Below are 16,828 nucleotides of genomic sequence, written 5' to 3'. Positions count from 1 at the left end.
CCCAGCCCGCCGATATCGTCCGGGCCTTCAAACGGGCCTGGGAGGCCAAGGACCTCCACGCCCTCATCGCCCTCCTCGACCCCGACGCCACGGCGACCGGCGACGGCGGCGGCCTGGTCAGCGCCGCGCTCCACCCGCTCGAAGGCGCCGAACAGATCGCACGTTTCTTCACCGATCGGGCCATCGCGGCACCCGACGTGGCGATCCTGGAGTGTACGGTCAACGGTCAGCCCGGCCTGGTGGCTCAGATCGACGGCGTCACGGTGTCGGTGCTGGCGTTCGACATCGCAGGCGAGCGGATCAGGCACGTCTGGGCGATACTCAACCCCGACAAGCTCCGGCCCTGGACGACGGGCTGAAACGCGCCTGCGCACCAGACGGGCTGACATGCGCCTGCGCGCCATCGGCCCGCCCGGTGCTCCGGGCGCAACGGCGAGGGTTCCGGACGCAACGGCGGGGCTGTCGACCCCTGTCTCCACCTGGCCGCCGCGTCCGTCACCGTCCGCGCACTCATCCGCCGAGCAGGACCCCGCTACCGCCGGGATGTCCGACCCCCATCATGCCGCCCCCGGCGGCCATCTATCGGCGACCGCTCTGGACCGCGGAATCGAGCCAGGGTAGTGCCGTGGAACCGGTGGCGGCGGCGTGCAGGCGGTTCCGGATGGCGGTCCCGGCCCGCTGGTAGGCGACGGGATCGTCGTGCAGCAGCGATACGGCGTTGGCGGTCTCCAAGAACGCGATCAGCTCGAAGGCGAGCTGGTCGGCTCCGGTGTCCTCGGTGAGCTCTCCGAGCCGGCGCGCCTCTTCGATGGTGCGCGCGACCAGGCGGCTCCACTCGAGGGCGGCGGCGGCGACGGCGTCCCGCACGCGCCCCGGACGGGCGTCGAACTCGGCGGTGACCGTGAAGAAGAAGCAACCGCCGGGGAAGACCCGCCGCTGCGAGTAGCTCAGCCAGCTGTCGCACAGCCGCCATATCCGTCCCAGGCCCGGCGGCAGGGCCAGCGCGGGCTGGACGACCTCGTCGAGATAGACGCCCGCCGCGGTCCGGACCGTGGCGAGCTGGAGCTCCTCCTTGGAGCCGAAGTAGCCGAAGAGCCCACTCTTGCTCACGCCGAGGTCGGCGGCCAGCCGCCCGATGGACAGGCCCTCCAGCCCGTCCTTGGAGGCGATGTCCGCCGCTCGTCGCAGGATCGCTTTCCGCGCCCGGTCGTCTCGTGGCCGGCCCGCCATCGCAGCCCCTTTCATGGACGAACGTTCGTTTAATTATGCCGCACGTGATAGCGTCGAATTCAAGCACGAACGTTCGTGCTTGAATTCGTGCTCCAAAAGGAGTGATCATGAGTACGTTCTTCGCCGACCTGGGATCCGTGGACCTGCGCGACCTCGACCAACGGGCGCTGGAGGCCGCCGGACGGCTGATCGCCCAGGCCGGCCCCGAGCACCTCGCCGGGCCCACCCCCTGCGCGGAATGGGATCTGGGCGAGCTGCTGCGTCACATGGTGAGCGAGAACCGCGGCTTCGCCGCCGCGGCCGCCGGCCTGCCCACGGACCGGTCCACGTGGGACGGCGGCGAGCTCGGCACCGACCCGCACCGCGCCTACCAGGAGTCCGCTGCCGCGGTCACCGCCGCGTTCGCCGACCAGGACGTCTACGACCGGCAGGTCGGAGTGCGCGAGTTCGGCGTGTTCCCCGGCCGCGTCGCCGTGGGCATGCACTTCGTCGACTTCCTCGTGCACGGATGGGACATCGCCGCCTCCATCGGCGCGCCGTACTCGCCCGATGAGGAGTCGGCGGCCGTCGCGCTGGCGATCGCCTCCCGATGGCCGGACGCCCCGGGCCTGCGCGGCCCCGGCGGCCCGTTCGGCGCCCGGGTTCCGGTGTCCGCCGACGTCTCCGGCTTCGGCCGGCTGCTCGGACTGCTCGGCCGTTCCCCGGCGTGGGCGCCGTCATGCTGAGGAGTTCCTGGACGCCCGGGCCGGCCGCGGACGTCACCGGTCCCGTACTGGTCGCCATCACCGAGTTCCGGGCCGACCGGGCGCGTGACCTGCCCGGCATCTACCGCTCCGGGCGCGCGCTGGGCGGAGGCTGGCCCCGGCTGGACGGCGCGGTCGGGATGTGGCTGTGGGCGGAACTGCTGGAGCGCAGGTGCGGCTCGGTGTCGATCTGGCAGAGCGAGCAGGCCCTGAAGCGGTTCGTGGCGTGGCCGGAACACCTCACGATCGTGCGACGCTACCGTCGGCGGGGGCGGCTGACGTCCGTCACCTGGCAGGTCGCCCGGTGCGAACCCGCGGCCATCTGGGCCGGTGCCCGGCTGTACCTGTCCGGCCGGGAACTCCCGGGTGAGAACGCGTAGGCCCGCCGGTCGCGGGCACCGGCGCCCTCAGTCCTCGTCGTGTTCGGTCACGGAACGGACCGTGGCGGCGGGTTTCCCGGAGGGGCAGGTCAGGCTGATGGCGGCCTTGCGGTCGTCGGACTCGAAGACCACCGAGGCGGCGGAGGCGGGACCGCGCTCGACCTCGTCGACGCCGTACCCGGGGGCGGGACTCCACGACAGCAGGACGGCCCGGCCCGCGTCGCAGGCGGCGGTCACCGACCCTTCGGCGTAGGAGAAGTTGCCGGTCTCCGCGTACGGCCCGGCGGAGGCGGGGGGCGCGACGGCCGGTCCCGCGGAGGTGGTGGTCAGGGCCCGCTCGACCTCCTCCAGCGTCATGGAGCGCACGACCTGCCCGGTGATGTCGGTGCCGATCAGGGACACCGCCCAGGTGCCGGTGGCCGTGGTGAGGACGGCGGCCGCGAGCCAGCCGCCCAGGCCCAGGAGCGCACGCCGGCGCATCGATCGACCACCCTTCGGTGTCCTTTACGATTCATGGGGAACTTTCTACCTTTGCCAGCATTATTATCCAGTTCAAGAGAGGCTGGCGCGTTGCCGTGGCCCACCTGCTTCTCGTCGAGGACGACGCCCAGGTGCGGTCCGCGCTGACCCGGGCGCTCACCGAACGCGGGCACGCCGTCACGTCGGCCGCCGCGGGCATGCCGGGGCTCACCCTCGCGCTGGAGGACCGGCCCGACCTGGTCGTGCTCGACCTGGGCCTGCCCGACCTCGACGGCTGCGAGGTGCTGCGCATGCTGCGCGCCGTCAGCGCCGTCCCGGTCATCGTGGCGACCGCGCGCGACGACGAGCCGGAGATCGTCCGGGCGCTGGACGCCGGGGCCGACGACTACGTCGTCAAACCGTTCAGCGCGGCCCATCTGGACGCCCGGATCCGGGCCGTGCTGCGCCGTAGCCGCGACGACAACGCGGAGACGGGACCGGTGCGGGTCGGCGGGCTGCTCATCGAGCAGGCGGGCCGGGAGGCGTCCCTCGACGGCGTCCGCCTCGACCTGACGCCCAAGGAGTTCGACCTGCTGCACTATCTCGCGGTCCGCCCCGGCCAGGTCGTCTCCAAGCGCGAACTGCTCACCGAGGTGTGGCGGATGGCCTACGGCGGCGCCGACAAGACCGTCGACGTGCACCTGTCCTGGCTGCGCCGCAAGCTCGGCGAGAGCGCCCAGGCCCCCCGCTACCTGCAGACCGTCCACGGCGTCGGCGTCAAACTCGTCGACCCGGGAGCATGAGGGCCGCCGGATGAGACGGCGGCTGGCCCTGCTCGCGGTGGCGACCACCTCGCTGGTCCTGGTCGCCTTCCTCGTGCCGCTGGCCATGCTGGTGAGCACGCTGGCCGCCGAGCGGGCCACGGCCGCCGCCACCACCTGGGCGCAGTCGGTGGCCACCGCGGCGGCCCTGGGCGACCAGGACACCCTCGACGCCACCGTACGGCAGGCCAACGGCTCCGGCGGCACACCGATCACGGTCTTCCTGGCCGGCCACGAGTTCCTCGGCGTGCCCGCGCCCCGCGGTCCCGGCGTCGAGCTGGCCGCGCGTGGGCGCAGCGTCACCGTCGAGACGCCGGCCGGCCGGGAGATCCTGGTGGCCGTCCAGGGAGGGGAGCGCGGCACCATGGTCGTCCGCGCGTTCGTGAGCACCGAGCGGCTGCGCCAGGGGGTGGGGCGGGCGTGGCTGGTGCTCGGCCTGATCGGGCTGGCGCTGCTCACGGTCGGCATCGTCGTCGCCGACCGGCTCGCCCGCTCGCTGACTCAGCCGGTCAAGCAGGTCGCCGGGGTCTCCCGCCGGCTGGCCCGCGGCGACCTGGACGCGCGGGTGGAAGCGGCGGGCCCGCCGGAGATCCGTGAGGTCGGGACCGCTCTCAACCATCTGGCCGCCCGTATCCGCGAGCTGCTCGCCCGCGAGCGCGAGGCGGTCGCCGACCTGTCCCACCGGCTGCGCACGCCGGTCACGGCGCTGCGGCTGGAGGCCGAGACCCTGCGCGACAAGGACGAGGCGGCCCGGGTGGGAGAGGCCGTCGACGGCGTCGAGCGCATGGTCAGCCAGGTCATCCGGGAGGCCCGCCGCTTCGACCGGGGTGGCGCGCCGAGCTGCGACGCCGCCCAGGTGGTCGGCGATCGCGTCGCCTTCTGGTCGGCGCTGGCGGAGGACCAGGACCGGCCGCTGCGCCTCGGCCTGGCCGACGGCCCGATCACCGTGGGGGTGAGCGGCCCGGAGCTGGCGGCCTGCGTCGACCTGCTGCTGGAGAACGTGTTCGCCCACACCCCCGACGGCACGCCCTTCACCGTCGAGCTGACACCGGGGCCCGAGGGCGGGGCCCGGCTGGTGATCGCCGACGAGGGGGCCGGTTTCGCCCTCCCGGACCCGGTGGGTCGCGGGTCGAGCGGCGGATCCTCCACCGGTCTCGGCCTCGACATCGCCCGCCGTACCGCGGAGGACTCGGGCGGGCGGCTGCGGGCCGGCTCGTCGCCCTCGGGGGGAGCCGAGGTCACCCTCGAACTCGGCCCCGGCCTGACTTAGCGATTCCTTAGGAACCTCGCAGCATCTCGCTATCGCCCGGGCGGGCAGTCTCGAAGAGTCATCGCGATTCCCCGAAATCGCGGCTTCCCCCGGACAACGGAGCACCCCTGATGCGCAAGCCAGTGATCATCTTTACCGGAATCGCCCTCGCCGTGCTCACGGTCGGAGGCGGCGTCGCCTTCGCCGACCCGGACGGGACCGGCCCGGCTCTCTCCTCGCCCGCCGGCACGGCCACCTCCACCCCCGGCACGGCCACCCCCGCCCAGGACGCCGACGACGACGCGGACGTCACGCGCAAGCCCGCCGTACTGGCGGAGCAGGCGCAGCAGACCGCGCTCGCCAGGGTGAGCGGCGGATGGGTCACCTCCTCCGACCTGGAGACCGAGGGCGGCACCACCTCGTGGCAGATCGAGGTCGCCGACGGCGCGGGAGCCGGACGGGAGATCGTCGTCGACGCCACCACCGGCAAGATCCTCTCCGAGGCGGCCGACACCGACGACGGCCAGGAGAACGACGAGCAGGACGACGACTGAGCGGCCCCGGACGGCGGGCCGGCGGAGGCCGGCCCGCCGGGCACCGGTCACGCGGCGACCGGCTTCACCGGCGGGTGACTCACGCCGACCGCTTGACGACCTCCTCGATCGCGGCGGCCATGATGCCGGTGTCCTTCCGCGGCATCCGCACATGATTGCCGGGCGCTGTCGCGAGGGCTCCCGGTCCGGGAATTCCAGGCTGGGACGGCCGTACATACGCGGTCAGGGATCAAGGGTGGTCCGGATCACACGTCCGTACGCCCAATAATGACCAGGTATGACAGATCTAGACGGCCTTGTGCAGGAGACAGCCGATCGGCTGGTGGCCAAACACCTCGGCGTGGTGGTCGTCGCGCTCGCCCCCGGCTCGACGGAGATCCGGGGCGCCGGGCGCGTGGGTGGCGAGAACGGCGGCACGCCCGGTGCCGACACGGTGTTCGAGATCGGCTCGGTGACCAAGGTGTTCACGGCCCTGGCCCTGGCGCGGCTGGCCGTGGCGGGCACGGTCGATCTCGATGAGCCCCTGGCCGCGCTGCTGCCCGAGGGAGCGAGCGTGCCTTCACGGGATGGTGAGGAGATCACCCTTCGGCACCTGGCGACCCACACCTCGGGCCTGCCCCGCCTGCCCAAGGGCATGTTGCTGGAGGCGCTGCTGCGTCCGTCGAAGCCGGATCCCTACGCCCGATGCAGCACCGAGTTCCTGCTGCGGGGGCTGGCCGGGACCCGGCTGGGCGCCACGCCCGGACGCCGGTTCCGCTACTCCAACTTCGGCGCCGGACTGCTGGGCCTGGCGCTCGCCCACCGGGCCGGCACCGACTACGAGACACTGATGAACCAGGAGATCTGTACCCCTCTGGGCCTGGCCGACACCGGCATCACCGTCGACGGCGGCCGCTCGGCGCGCCTGGCACAGGGGCACACCCGGCGTGGTGGACCCGCCGCGGCCTGGCACATGGCCGACATGGCCGGTGCGGGCGGGCTGCGATCGACGCCGGCCGATCTGGCTGCCTTCGTCCGCGCCCAACTGGACGGCGGCGCCGGCGCGGTCGCCGACGCGATCCGGCTCAGCCGCCAGATCGAGCACCGGATCAATCCCTTCACCTGGGCGCATCTCGGCTGGACGGGGCAGCGTCTGCACCCTCGACAGGGCGCCCACCTTCAGATCTGGCACAACGGGATGACCGGAGGGTTCTCCTCGTTCGTGGGCTTCGACCCCGAGAAGGGCGTGGCCGTCGCCATGCTCGGCAACACGCAGCGGTCGCTGGATCGCCCCGCCTTCGACCTGCTCCGCACCCTGCAGACAGAGCACTCTTAGCCGGCAGCCGGCCCCGGCATGTCTCATGAGCGGGCGTGGGGGACATCGGCTACGCGTGGAGGTCACGGGACGAGGTGATCATCACGTCTGTTCGACGGCGAAGTGGCTCGCGGGAGGGTCCGGCTCTCCGTGCCCAGCGCTCGGACGGGTGTCCCTGCCATCTATTGCGAATAAGTTGCAAATACTAAAATCAAGCAAGTGCATCATAGTTGCAAAAGTTGCCAGGGTTCAGTACTGTGATCTTGTGACCAGAGTCTTCACGGTGTTCCAGGCCTCTCCAGAGGACGGGGACGCGATAGGTGAGATCCACGCGGAGTCCTGGAAGGCCGCCTACGGCTCCTTCTTCGCCCCGGAGTTCTTCGCCGAGGCGCTGCGGCGGCGGCGCAACAGGTGGCCCGGCGTGCTCGCTGAGGACGAGGGCACCGCCATGCTCGCCGCACTGGACGGCCGGCGGCTGGCCTTCTCCTACTTCGGCTCCTCGCCGGCGCGGCCGGAGTCGGCGGAGATCTTCGGTTTCTACGGTCACCCGGACGGCTGGGGGACCGGCGTCGCGAATGCCCTGATGGCCGCTTCCCTGCGCGGGATCCGTGAGCAGGGCTTCGGACGGGTCCATCTGTGGACGCTACGTGACACGCCTCAGTCCCGCCGCTTCTACGCCAAGAGCGGCTTCGCGGAGTCAGGCGCGGCCCGCGGCCACGACTTCGGCGACGGCAACCCCATCGAGCAGGTCGAGTACGAGCTGATCTTTCACTGATCCGGCCCTCTCGCGGCACCGGAGCGCCGACAGGCGGCGGCGCGCCCAAAGGGTCGACGCCTCATCGCTGTCGAGGATCCCGGCGTAGATCCCCGGACCGCCCCGGGGCCGGGCTCGGCCCGGCCGTCCGCGGCGGCGCTCACCCGGCGCTGGGGAGGACCGTGGTCACGACCTTGTGGACGGCGTCGGCCTCCGGCGGGATGCCTTTCCGGTCGGCGAACAGCATGTGCGCGGCCCCGATCAGGGTGGGGGCGAGCGTGTCGACGTCGGCGTCCGCCGCGACGCGGCCCAGTTCCCGCTCGGCGATGAGATAAGAAGCGATCATGGCCGCGGCCTCCGTCAGGACCGGGACGCCGGTCGGCCTGGCCTGGCGGAGCCGGGCGCGCAGGTCGTCCCGGGAGGTGACGAGGCCGACGATCGCCACGGCGACCGACCCGAACAGGGCCGTCAGTGCGCCGGTGAGGTTGCCGGCGACGGTACCGGTCCCGGCGGAGTCGCGCAGGGCGGCGGCCTGTTTGTCGAGCCGGGCGATGCGGTCCAGCACGAGCTCGGCGAGGAAGGCGTCGAAGTCGGCGAAGTGCCGGTGCAGGACGCCCTTGGCGCAACCTGCCTCCGTGGTGACCGCCCGGCTGGTCAGCGCGCTCGGCCCGTCCTGGAGCAGGACGCGTTCGGCGGCGTCGAACAGCTGCTCGCGCGCGTCGCGGATGGCCACCCCTGTCGGCACGTGTGTCTCCTTCGCTCGCCGGGCCCACCGTTGACGAGTGGGCAAGTGCCCATTTATGGTGGGCGCATGCCCACTATACCCCCGGAGCGATCACTTCCCTCCGAACCCAGTCCTCACCTGGCCCGCCGGATAGCGGAGTCCTTCGGCTCGGACCCCGAACGCTACGACCGGGCCAGGCCCCGCTATCCCGACGCGATGGTGGAGCGGATCGTCGCCGAAAGCCCCGGGCCCGACTTTCTCGACGTCGGCATCGGCACCGGCATCGCGGCCCGGCAGTTCCAGGCGGCCGGCTGCAGGGTGCTCGGGGTCGAGGTCGACGCGCGGATGGCCGAGTGGGCGCGACAGCGCGGGCTCGAGGTCGAGGTGGCCGGGTTCGAAGCCTGGGACCCCGCCGGCCGGGCGTTCGACGCCGTCGTCTCCGGGCAGACCTGGCACTGGGTGGAACCGGTCGCGGGAGCGGCGAAGGCGGCCGAGGCGCTGCGGCCCGGTGGCCGGCTGGCGGTGTTCTGGAACGTGAGCCAGCCTCCGCCCGAGGTGGCCGGCGCCTTCTCCGAGGTCTACCGCCGGGTGATGCCCGACTCGCTCGCCTCCCGCCAATGGACGGTTAGCTCGGACGGATACTCGGCGCTGTCCGCCAGGGCGGCCGACGGCGTCCGAGAGACGGGCGCGTTCAGCGAGCCGGAGCAGTGGCGGTTCGACTGGGAGCGGGCCTACACCCGGGACGAGTGGCTGGACCAGCTGCCCACCACCGGCGGTCACACCCAGCTCCCGCCGGCCACGCTGGAAGCGGTGCTGGCGGGCGTCGGCGCCGCCGTCGACGCGATGGGAGGTGGCTTCACGATGCGCTACGCCACGGTGGCGGTCACCGCGGCGCGCACCGGTGCCGCGCCGACCCCGCCGGTGGGCCCGTGACGCACTGGGAGGTGCCTGATGCCGACCGGCCGGGGCGGGGCCACGGTGGACACACCGATGACGCCGCCCGCCGCGGGGGCGGCCGAGCCGATGCGGGTCCCACGCCCGCGCCCTGAGAGACAGGTCGGGACCTCCGGCGAGGAAGATCCCGCCAAGCACCACCGCCGGGCGGCCCGTGGTGTTGATACCTGGCGGATACACGGCTGAGCGCGTACGGACACCCGGCGGATGCGGAGCGGAGGAAAGCGGCCTCCAGAGTGGCCACGGCGCCGCGAGGGGCGGCGCGATCCCACCGTGAAGGAGTCCTCTGTGCGTGTGTTGACGCGTGGTCTGCCCGCTCTGCTCGCTCTGGCGGTGCTGACCGGCTGCGGGGGGAACACAACCCCCGCGGCCGGCGGCGGCGGCGCCCCGGTGGACAAGGCCCGCGAGCGGGAGAACGTCATCGCCACCTGCATGAAGCAGAAGGGTTTCTCCTATACTCCCTCGGTCAGCCGGCCCAAGAGGTCCGACGCGGGCACCGGCGACTACGCGGCGATGAAGGAGGCCCGCGGAAAGTACGGCTTCGGGGTCTTCTCCGCCTTCATCTACCCGGACCCGGCGGCCAAGCAGGATCCCGACCCCAACCGGGCGACGATCGACAGCCTCCCCGCCAACAAGCGGCAGGCCTACACCAAGACCATGAACGAGTGCCGGGTCGACGCGCTCCGGCAGGTGAACGGCCTGAAGGTCACCTCGCTCGACGACTACCACGAGCAGATGAGCAAGGCGATCGAGCGCATCGACAAGGATCTCGACGGCGACCCCAAGCTCGTGGAGCTCGCCGCGCCCTTCGCCGAGTGCCTGAGGTCCAAGGGGGAGCGGGTGACCTCTGCCAGGCCGCTGGGGCTGAGCAGCCGCGGCATGGAGATATGGGGCGAGCAGGCCGATCAGCTCGGCAAGAAGGGCGCCGTCACGGCTGAGACGGCCAGGCCGTACCTCGCCAAGGAGATCAAGTCGGCGCTGGCCGACCTGGAGTGCGGCAAGGACTTCTACGCCGCCTTCATCCCCCTGAGCACCCGGCTCACCAACGAGGCCAGGGTGAAGTTCGGGTACACAGAGCGGTGATGCGCACCCCGCGCGGCAAGCTGCTGCTGGCGCTGACCGTGATCTTGGTGGTCGCGGGGGCCGGCTGGGGAGTGAGCAGGTCGCTGCGCTCCCCGGCCGACGAGGCGGCGGCGCGCAAGCCGCCCAGACCATCGCTGGTCACGGTCCCGGTCGAGCGGCGCAAGCTGGTCAGCACCGTGGTGGTCAGCGGCGCCCTGGAGTACGGCTCGCCGTACCCGGTGTCGCTGGCCGGGGTGGTGGGCGGCGACGACGCCGCTCAGCGGGCCACCCGTGCTCCCCGGCCGGGCGCGATCACGGAGGGCACGGTGGTGATGGAGGTGAACGGGCGCCCGGTGTTCGTCTTCTCCGGCAAGGTGCCGATGCACCGCGGCCTCCTCCCCGGCGCCAGGGGGGCCGACGTCAGGCAGCTGCAGAGAGCGCTGCGCGGGCTCGGCCACCGCGCGCCCGTGACCGGAGTGTTCGACCAGGCGACCATCGCCGCGGTGTCGCGCTTCTACGCCAAGCGCGGCTACGAGGCGCAGCAGCCCACCTTGGAGCTGCGACAGAAGCGCGAGGACCTGCGCAGGGCCGTACAGACCGCGCAGGAAGTGCTCGCGACCGAGCGCAGGGCACTTGACCAGGGTCTGGACGTGCTCCCGCTGAAGGTGAAGCTCGCCAACGCCCGGCGGGATCTGAAGGAGGCCGGACAGGCGCTGGAGAGCGCGCGGGCGCAGGAGCACACCACCGAGGACGAGACCAGGGTCGAGGCCGCCGAGAGCGCCGTGCGGGCGGCCGAGGAGAGGCTGCTGGCCGCCGAGCAGGAGCTCGCCCAGGCCGGCGCGGCGCCCACCCCCGCGCCCACTCCCAGCCCCGGCGCCCCGGCCGGGCCGCCGGCCGACACCCGCCTGCTCGAACTCCGGGTCGCCAACGCCGGAGCCGATGTGGCCGCCGCCCGGTCGGCGCTGGAGCGAGTGCTGGAGGAGGCCAGGATCGCGCGGGACAGGCGGCTGACCGAGCTGGGGAAGAACCTCCGGCTGGCCCGCGAGGCCGTCGTCACCGCCGAGCAGACGCTCAGGCAGGCCAGGCAGCTCTCGCCCACCAAGCTGAGGGTGGCCAACGCCCAGCGTGACCTGGCCGCGGCACGGGCGCTGCTGGCCGAGTTCTCCCGGACCTACGGCACCACCGTCCCGCCGGGGGAGATCGTCTTCCTGCCCAGGCTGCCGGCCCGCCTCCACAAGGTGACCGTCAGGGCGGGCGAGTTGGTGGACGGGCCGATCGCCACGGTGACCAGCTCCACCTTCGTGGTCTCGGGCTCGGTGGACGCGGCTGAGGCCGGGCGGCTGAAGACGGGTCTGGAGGCGGCCATCGAAACCGAGGACGGCAGGACCGTCCCCGGCACGGTGACCTCCCTCGGCGGGCGCGACGCGAAGGGCGCCGTGCCGGTGATGATCACTCCTGCCTCGATGAAGGGCCTCCGGAAGCTCGCCGGCGCCCCCGTCACCGTCCGTGTGACCATCGGCGCGACCGGCAAGGCGGTGCTCGTGGTCCCCGCCGCGGCGGTCGTCACCGCCGCCGACGGCAGGGCCCGGGTGCAGGTGGAGACCGCGCCCGACCGGACCAAGGAGGTCGAGGTGCGCACCGGCCTGGCCGCCGACGGAGCCGTGGAGGTGACCGGCGACCTCAGGCCGGGCGACCTGGTGGTGGTCAACAGTGCCTGAGCCGGTCATCCTGCTCGACGACCTGACCAAGGAGTTCCCCACCGAGCCCCCCGTCAGGGCGCTCTCCAGCATCAACCTAAGAGTCGAAAAGTCGGACTATGTCGCCATAGTCGGCCCCTCGGGGTCCGGCAAGTCCACCCTGCTCAACATGCTCGGCCTGCTCGACCGGCCGACCAGCGGCGGCTACCGGCTCGACGGCATCGAGACCACCACGCTGAAGGACGGCGCGCGGACCACGGTGCGCGGCAGTCGCATCGGCTTCGTCTTCCAGTCCTTCCACCTGCTGCCGCACCGCAGCGTGCTGGAGAACGTCATGCTGGCCGAGATCTACGGCGCGGGGCCGCGCACGGGGCGGCGGGAGCGCGCGATGCGGGCGCTGGAGCGGGTAGGGCTGTCGCACCGGGTGGACTTCCTGCCCGGCAGGATGTCCGGCGGCGAGCGGCAGCGCGCCGCCATCGCCCGCGCCCTGATGGGCGGACCGTCGCTGCTGCTGTGCGACGAACCCACCGGCAACCTCGACAGCAGGAACACCGACGCCGTGCTCGACCTGTTCGACGAGCTGCGCGCCCAGGGCATGACCATCGTGGTCATCACCCACGAGAACGAGGTGAGCGACCGGGCCGGGCGCCGGGTCCGCATCACCGACGGCATCCTCACGGAGGAGTAGATGTGCACCCGCGCGACCTGCTGAACGAGGCCATGGCGGGCCTGCTGGCCCGCCCGGCGCGCTCGGCGCTGACCACGCTGGGCACCGTGCTGGGCATCACCACGCTCGTGGTCACCCTGGGCGTCGCCGCGACGGCGGGCAACCAGATCGTCGGCCGCTTCGACGAGCTGACCGCCACCTCCGTCACGGTCGAGGTCCCGGACAACCCGTTCCCCCTGGTCGACTGGGCCGACGTCAGCCGGGTGGCCCGGCTGCGCGGGGTGGTCTCCGCCGCCGCCCTCGCCGAGTCGGAACAGAGCGCCAACCTCAGCGTCCGCTCCAACGACGTCGTGGACCCCACCCGGGTCACCGACCAGACTCTCACGGTGGTCGCCAGCAGCCCCGGCCTGCCCGCCGCGGTCAAAGGCAGAATGGTCGAGGGCCGCTACTTCGACGCCGGGCACATCGCCCGCGGGGACAAGGTCGTCGTGCTGGGCCAGCACGCGGCCCGGATGCTGGGCATCACCCGGCTGGAACGGGCCCCGGCCATCTTCATCGGCACCCAGGCATACACCGTCATCGGCGTGCTCGACGACCCGAAACGCGAGAAGAGCCTCGCGAGCGCCGTCCTGCTGCCACCGACGATCGGCAAGCGCTACGGCCTGAGCACCGTGACCCGGGTCCTGGTCAACACCGGTCTCGGCGCCGCGGAAATGATCGCCAAGCAGGCGCCGACCGCACTCAGCCCCGGCAACGAGGGCCTTCTCCAGGTCATGTCGCCGCCCAGCCCCACCAGGGCACGCGATGCGGTGGAAGGCGACGTCAACGCCCTCTTCCTGATCCTCGGGCTGGTCTCCCTGGTCGTCGGCGCGGTCGGCATCGCCAACGTCACGCTGGTCACCGTGATGGAGCGCGTCGCCGAGATCGGCCTGCGCCGCGCCCTGGGCGCCGCCCGCCGCCACGTCGCCGCCCAGTTCCTGCTGGAGTCCACCCTCACCGGGCTGACCGGCGGCATCATCGGCGCCTCCGTGGGGATCGTCGTGATCGTCGCGGTCTGCGCCGCCAAGCAGTGGACTCCGGTGCTGGACGTACGGCTGGCCGCCGCGGCGCCCGCCGCCGGCGCCGCCGTCGGGCTGCTCGCGGGCCTGTACCCGGCCCTGCGTGCCGCCCGCATGGAACCGGTCAACGCACTTCGGTAGATATGGTGCATTTTCATGACATCTCTGCTGCTCGTCGAAGACGACACGGTGATCCGCACGTCGGTCGGCCTGGCTCTGGAACGCTACGGCTATCGGATGACGACCGCCGCTGACGGGTTGACCGGTCTGGAGGCGGCCCAGGCGGGCGGCCACGACCTGCTGCTGCTGGATGTGATGCTGCCCGGCCTGGACGGCATCAGCGTGTGCCGCAGGATCCGGGAGACCAGCCAGGTGCCGATCCTCATGATGTCGGCGCGCGGTGACGGTCTGGATGTCGTCGCCGGGCTGGAGGGCGGCGCTGACGACTACGTGGTCAAACCAGTCGACCTGCCGGTGCTGGTGGCCAGGATCCGGTCACTGCTGCGCCGGGCCACCATCGCCCGGCCCGAGCACGCGCCCGGGCAGGCCGCCGCGAGCGCCGTGCTCGCCTTCGGCGAGCTGAGCATCGACACCGGCGCGCTGGAGGTACGGCGGGCCGGGCAACGCGTCGAACTGGCCCCGAGCGAGCTGCGGCTGCTGCTGGAGTTCGCCGCTCACCCGGGCATCGTGCTGGAGCGGGCGACGCTGCTGCGCACCGTGTGGGACTACGGCTGGGACGGCGACAGCCGCGTGGTGGACCTGTGCGTACAGCGCCTGCGCAAGAAGATCGGCGCCGAGCGCATCGAGACGGTCCGCGGGTTCGGCTACAAACTGCGCACCACCTGAAAGGGGCCCGGTGATGAATCCGGCTTCGCTGCGATGGAAGATCGCCGCGCTCGTCACGATCGCCTGCGTCGTCGTCGCGGCCGTGGTCGGCCTCCTGATGCACCGGGCGACCTGGCAGCGGATGCTGGACGCGGCCGAGAGCCAAGCCCTGCAGGCACTCGAACAGTCACTGCCCCCCGCCGGCCGGCCCGGCGGCCTGCCCGATGACGTGGTGGCCGTCGAGGAACTCCCCGCCGCCCTGGTCGCCCAGCTGTGGACCGGCCGGCCGGTGACCTGGTACGGGCTCGATCACCGGGACGAGCCGTGGATGTGGGCCGCCCAACCGTATGGCGACGACGGCCGCCGGGCGGTGAGCGTACAGATCTCGGTGGGCTCGGAGCTGCGCAGCCTGTACGCGCTCGACCGCGACATGGTCAAAGCCGCGCTGCTCGCCCTGGCCGGGGTGGTGCCGCTGTCGGTGCTGGCGGCCGAACTCCCCAACCGGCGGCTGCGGCGCGTCGCCCGCACCGCCCGCCAGATCGCCGGCGGCAACCTGGACGCCCGGACCGATGCGAGCGGCCGGGACGAGATCGCCGACATCGGCGCCGGGCTCAACTCCATGGCCGCCAGCCTGCAGCGGCGGCTGCTGGCCGAACAGCGCTTCACGGCCGATGTCGCGCACGATCTGCGCACCCCGCTGATGGGCCTGCTGACCGCCAGCCAGCTGCTGCCCGACGGGCAGGCCACCGACCTGGTCCGCGACCGGATCGGCGTGCTGCGCGGTCTGGTCGACGACCTGCTGGAGATATCCCGGCTGGACGCCGGCGGCGAGCAGCCCGACCGGCAGCCGGTGCCGCTGGCCGACCTGGTGCGGGAGTCGCTGCACCGTCTCGGCGTGCCCGCCGACCTGCATGCCGTCGGCGAGCAGGGCCACGCGACAGCCGTCACCGACCCGCGCCGCCTCGAACGGATCGTCGCCAACCTGGTCCTCAACGCCCACGCGCACGGCGCCGCCCCGGTACAGATCACCGTGCGCTCCCATCAGATCGTCATCCGCGACCACGGACCCGGTTTCCCACCCGACCTGCTCGCCGACCTGGGCAACGGGCAGGCGCAGCGCTTCCGCACCGGACGGACCGAGCGCGGCCGCGGGCACGGGCTCGGCCTGACCATCGTGTCCGGCCACGCCCGCATCATCCGGGCCGCCCTCCAGTTCACCAACCCTCCCGGCGGTGGCGCGAGCGTCACCGTCACCCTGCCCGGCACACCACCGGAACCGGATCGATAGCCTGCTCCGGGCCGGGGCGGCATCTCGATGTCTGTCCACACGCCGGTCCGGCATCATGGTCGCCGGCCCCCAGGACCAGACCCGCGTAGGCCATACGCCGATCACCACCGCGACCACCGCTGCTCGATCGAGAGCTGGTCGCGCCTGCGCCGCAACGCGAGCGGGCTCATCAGCCGGCGGTGCCGTTCCACAGCCCTCCGACGCGTTCGGCGGCCGGCGCCGCCTGCCGTATGCCCGCCTGATAGGACGCCTCCCAGGCCGACCTGTCGTGGAGGTCGGGGCCGAAGACCTCCAGAGCTTCCTGGTCAGGGGCGATCGAGAGGGGGGAACCGCTGGGGAAGAGGTGGGCCAGGGGCTCGATGACGATCACTACGTCGGCGTCGGCCGCCAGATCGGCGCCGGCGCCCGCGCGAAAGGCGCCGTCCATGTAGCGGTGCCCGTTGATCGTGATGGGCGGGTAGAGGCCAGGCACCGCGTAACTGGAGGCGACGGCGGACACCAGCGGTGCATCCCCGTCCTGGTCCCAGACCACAGGTTCGCCGGTCTCGGTGTTGACCGCGGTGATCAGAAGAGGCTGTTCGGGCCAGTCGCGGGCGGTGATCAGGGCGGCCGTCCGGTCGAGGTGGGTCCGCTCGGGGACCACGTCGGCGGTGCGGGCCACCCTCCCGATCCTGCGCAGTTTCTCCTCCTGCTCCAGCGCGGGATCGCTGAGTGTCGCGAAGACCTCGGCCAGCCTGGCCGGGTCGGCGGCGGCTTCGCCGTTCCGGGACCCCGGGAGGGTGGCCAGGCGGTCGAGATCCTCACCGACGGCGAGCATGGCGCCGACGATGGCGCCGGCCGATGTGCCGACGATCAGGTCGGCGTCGGCCAGGTCCACGCCCGCACGGCGCAGACCGACGGCAAGCCCGGCCAGCCATGCCGTACCGACGACGCCGCCAGGACCGAGTACGAGAGCACGTTTCATGCGGTCATCCTGTGGCCTCGACCAAGGTTGAGGTCAACAGCGTGGCCGATCCGATGCTCCAGGTCGTCGCGGCCCTCCCCGCGGACGCGTGCTTGCGCAGAGCGC

The 16,828-nt window shown here is 72.4% G+C and carries 19 protein-coding genes; 15 read left to right on the top strand and 4 right to left on the bottom strand.

Annotation, left to right across the window (positions count from 1 at the left end):
* Positions 1-359, top strand: a 359-nt coding sequence (locus tag ACZ6R6_RS46590; RefSeq protein ID WP_470103662.1) for a nuclear transport factor 2 family protein, incomplete at its 5' end; no start/stop codon positions are given.
* A 220-nt stretch (positions 360-579) separates the two neighbouring features.
* Here the strand turns inward: ACZ6R6_RS46590 and ACZ6R6_RS46585 are convergent.
* Complete coding sequence (locus ACZ6R6_RS46585; RefSeq protein ID WP_470103661.1) at positions 580-1,245, bottom strand: TetR/AcrR family transcriptional regulator; 666 nt, start codon at positions 1,243-1,245, stop codon at positions 580-582.
* A gap of 92 nt (positions 1,246-1,337) precedes the next feature.
* Between ACZ6R6_RS46585 and ACZ6R6_RS46580 the strand changes: the two genes are divergently transcribed.
* Together ACZ6R6_RS46580 and ACZ6R6_RS46575 are read left to right on the top strand one after the other, a co-directional pair.
* The gene (locus ACZ6R6_RS46580; RefSeq protein ID WP_470103660.1) at positions 1,338-1,955 is read left to right on the top strand and encodes a TIGR03086 family metal-binding protein; all 618 of its coding nucleotides are present in this window, start codon (positions 1,338-1,340) and stop codon (positions 1,953-1,955) included.
* Positions 1,949-2,353, top strand: a complete 405-nt coding sequence (locus ACZ6R6_RS46575) for a hypothetical protein (protein ID WP_470103659.1) — start codon at positions 1,949-1,951, stop codon at positions 2,351-2,353. Before ACZ6R6_RS46580 ends, ACZ6R6_RS46575 begins: the two co-directional genes overlap by 7 nt.
* 27 nt (positions 2,354-2,380) lie before the next feature.
* Here ACZ6R6_RS46575 and ACZ6R6_RS46570 read toward each other — a convergent pair whose 3' ends face one another.
* The gene (locus ACZ6R6_RS46570; protein WP_470103657.1) at positions 2,381-2,833 is read right to left on the bottom strand and encodes a hypothetical protein; all 453 of its coding nucleotides are present in this window, start codon (positions 2,831-2,833) and stop codon (positions 2,381-2,383) included.
* Between the two features lie 95 nt (positions 2,834-2,928).
* Between ACZ6R6_RS46570 and ACZ6R6_RS46565 the strand changes: the two genes are divergently transcribed.
* The 5 genes from ACZ6R6_RS46565 to ACZ6R6_RS46545 all read left to right on the top strand — a co-directional run bounded on the left by ACZ6R6_RS46565 (position 2,929) and on the right by ACZ6R6_RS46545 (position 7,505).
* Positions 2,929-3,615 carry a response regulator transcription factor gene (locus tag ACZ6R6_RS46565; protein WP_470103655.1) on the top strand — a complete coding sequence of 229 codons (687 nt, stop codon included), beginning with the start codon at positions 2,929-2,931 and terminating at the stop codon, positions 3,613-3,615.
* Between the two features lie 10 nt (positions 3,616-3,625).
* Positions 3,626-4,903, top strand: a complete 1,278-nt coding sequence (locus ACZ6R6_RS46560; RefSeq protein ID WP_470103654.1) for a HAMP domain-containing sensor histidine kinase — start codon at positions 3,626-3,628, stop codon at positions 4,901-4,903.
* Between the two features lie 110 nt (positions 4,904-5,013).
* Positions 5,014-5,436, top strand: coding sequence for a PepSY domain-containing protein (locus ACZ6R6_RS46555; protein ID WP_470103652.1), 423 nt, complete (start codon positions 5,014-5,016; stop codon positions 5,434-5,436).
* Between the two features lie 277 nt (positions 5,437-5,713).
* The gene (locus tag ACZ6R6_RS46550) at positions 5,714-6,751 is read left to right on the top strand and encodes a serine hydrolase domain-containing protein (protein ID WP_470103650.1); all 1,038 of its coding nucleotides are present in this window, start codon (positions 5,714-5,716) and stop codon (positions 6,749-6,751) included.
* Between the two features lie 244 nt (positions 6,752-6,995).
* Positions 6,996-7,505: a GNAT family N-acetyltransferase gene (locus ACZ6R6_RS46545; protein WP_470103649.1), complete on the top strand. Its 510-nt coding sequence runs from the start codon at positions 6,996-6,998 to the stop codon at positions 7,503-7,505.
* A gap of 139 nt (positions 7,506-7,644) precedes the next feature.
* On the opposite strand, the gene ACZ6R6_RS46540 is transcribed toward ACZ6R6_RS46545, so the two are convergent.
* Complete coding sequence (locus tag ACZ6R6_RS46540) at positions 7,645-8,229, bottom strand: TetR/AcrR family transcriptional regulator (RefSeq protein ID WP_470103648.1); 585 nt, start codon at positions 8,227-8,229, stop codon at positions 7,645-7,647.
* Between the two features lie 66 nt (positions 8,230-8,295).
* Here ACZ6R6_RS46540 and ACZ6R6_RS46535 point away from each other — a divergent pair, with 66 nt between their 5' ends.
* The 7 genes from ACZ6R6_RS46535 (at position 8,296) to ACZ6R6_RS46505 (ending at position 15,759) form a co-directional block, all read left to right on the top strand.
* Positions 8,296-9,141, top strand: a complete 846-nt coding sequence (locus ACZ6R6_RS46535) for a class I SAM-dependent methyltransferase (protein ID WP_470103647.1) — start codon at positions 8,296-8,298, stop codon at positions 9,139-9,141.
* A 309-nt stretch (positions 9,142-9,450) separates the two neighbouring features.
* Positions 9,451-10,245: a hypothetical protein gene (locus ACZ6R6_RS46530; protein WP_470103646.1), complete on the top strand. Its 795-nt coding sequence runs from the start codon at positions 9,451-9,453 to the stop codon at positions 10,243-10,245.
* Positions 10,245-11,942: a peptidoglycan-binding protein gene (locus tag ACZ6R6_RS46525; protein ID WP_470103645.1), complete on the top strand. Its 1,698-nt coding sequence runs from the start codon at positions 10,245-10,247 to the stop codon at positions 11,940-11,942. The genes ACZ6R6_RS46530 and ACZ6R6_RS46525 overlap by 1 nt, the downstream gene beginning before the upstream one ends.
* Positions 11,935-12,609 (top strand): ABC transporter ATP-binding protein, encoded by a 675-nt coding sequence (locus tag ACZ6R6_RS46520; protein WP_470103643.1) that lies wholly within the window; start codon positions 11,935-11,937, stop codon positions 12,607-12,609. Before ACZ6R6_RS46525 ends, ACZ6R6_RS46520 begins: the two co-directional genes overlap by 8 nt.
* A 2-nt stretch (positions 12,610-12,611) precedes the next feature.
* On the top strand, positions 12,612-13,787 hold the full coding sequence (locus tag ACZ6R6_RS46515) for an ABC transporter permease (RefSeq protein ID WP_470103642.1): 1,176 nt from the start codon (positions 12,612-12,614) through the stop codon (positions 13,785-13,787).
* Between the two features lie 15 nt (positions 13,788-13,802).
* Positions 13,803-14,492, top strand: a complete 690-nt coding sequence (gene cseB, locus ACZ6R6_RS46510; RefSeq protein WP_470103640.1) for a two-component system response regulator CseB — start codon at positions 13,803-13,805, stop codon at positions 14,490-14,492.
* Between the two features lie 13 nt (positions 14,493-14,505).
* Positions 14,506-15,759, top strand: a complete 1,254-nt coding sequence (locus ACZ6R6_RS46505) for a sensor histidine kinase (protein ID WP_470103639.1) — start codon at positions 14,506-14,508, stop codon at positions 15,757-15,759.
* A gap of 169 nt (positions 15,760-15,928) precedes the next feature.
* On the opposite strand, the gene ACZ6R6_RS46500 is transcribed toward ACZ6R6_RS46505, so the two are convergent.
* The gene (locus ACZ6R6_RS46500) at positions 15,929-16,723 is read right to left on the bottom strand and encodes a patatin-like phospholipase family protein (RefSeq protein ID WP_470103637.1); all 795 of its coding nucleotides are present in this window, start codon (positions 16,721-16,723) and stop codon (positions 15,929-15,931) included.
* Positions 16,724-16,828 lie beyond the last annotated feature (105 nt).

This window comes from Streptosporangium sp. NPDC048886, assembly GCF_055586905.1.
The sequence above is the reverse complement of the archived record's forward strand: the minus strand, read 5'-3'. Positions and strand labels throughout refer to the sequence as shown.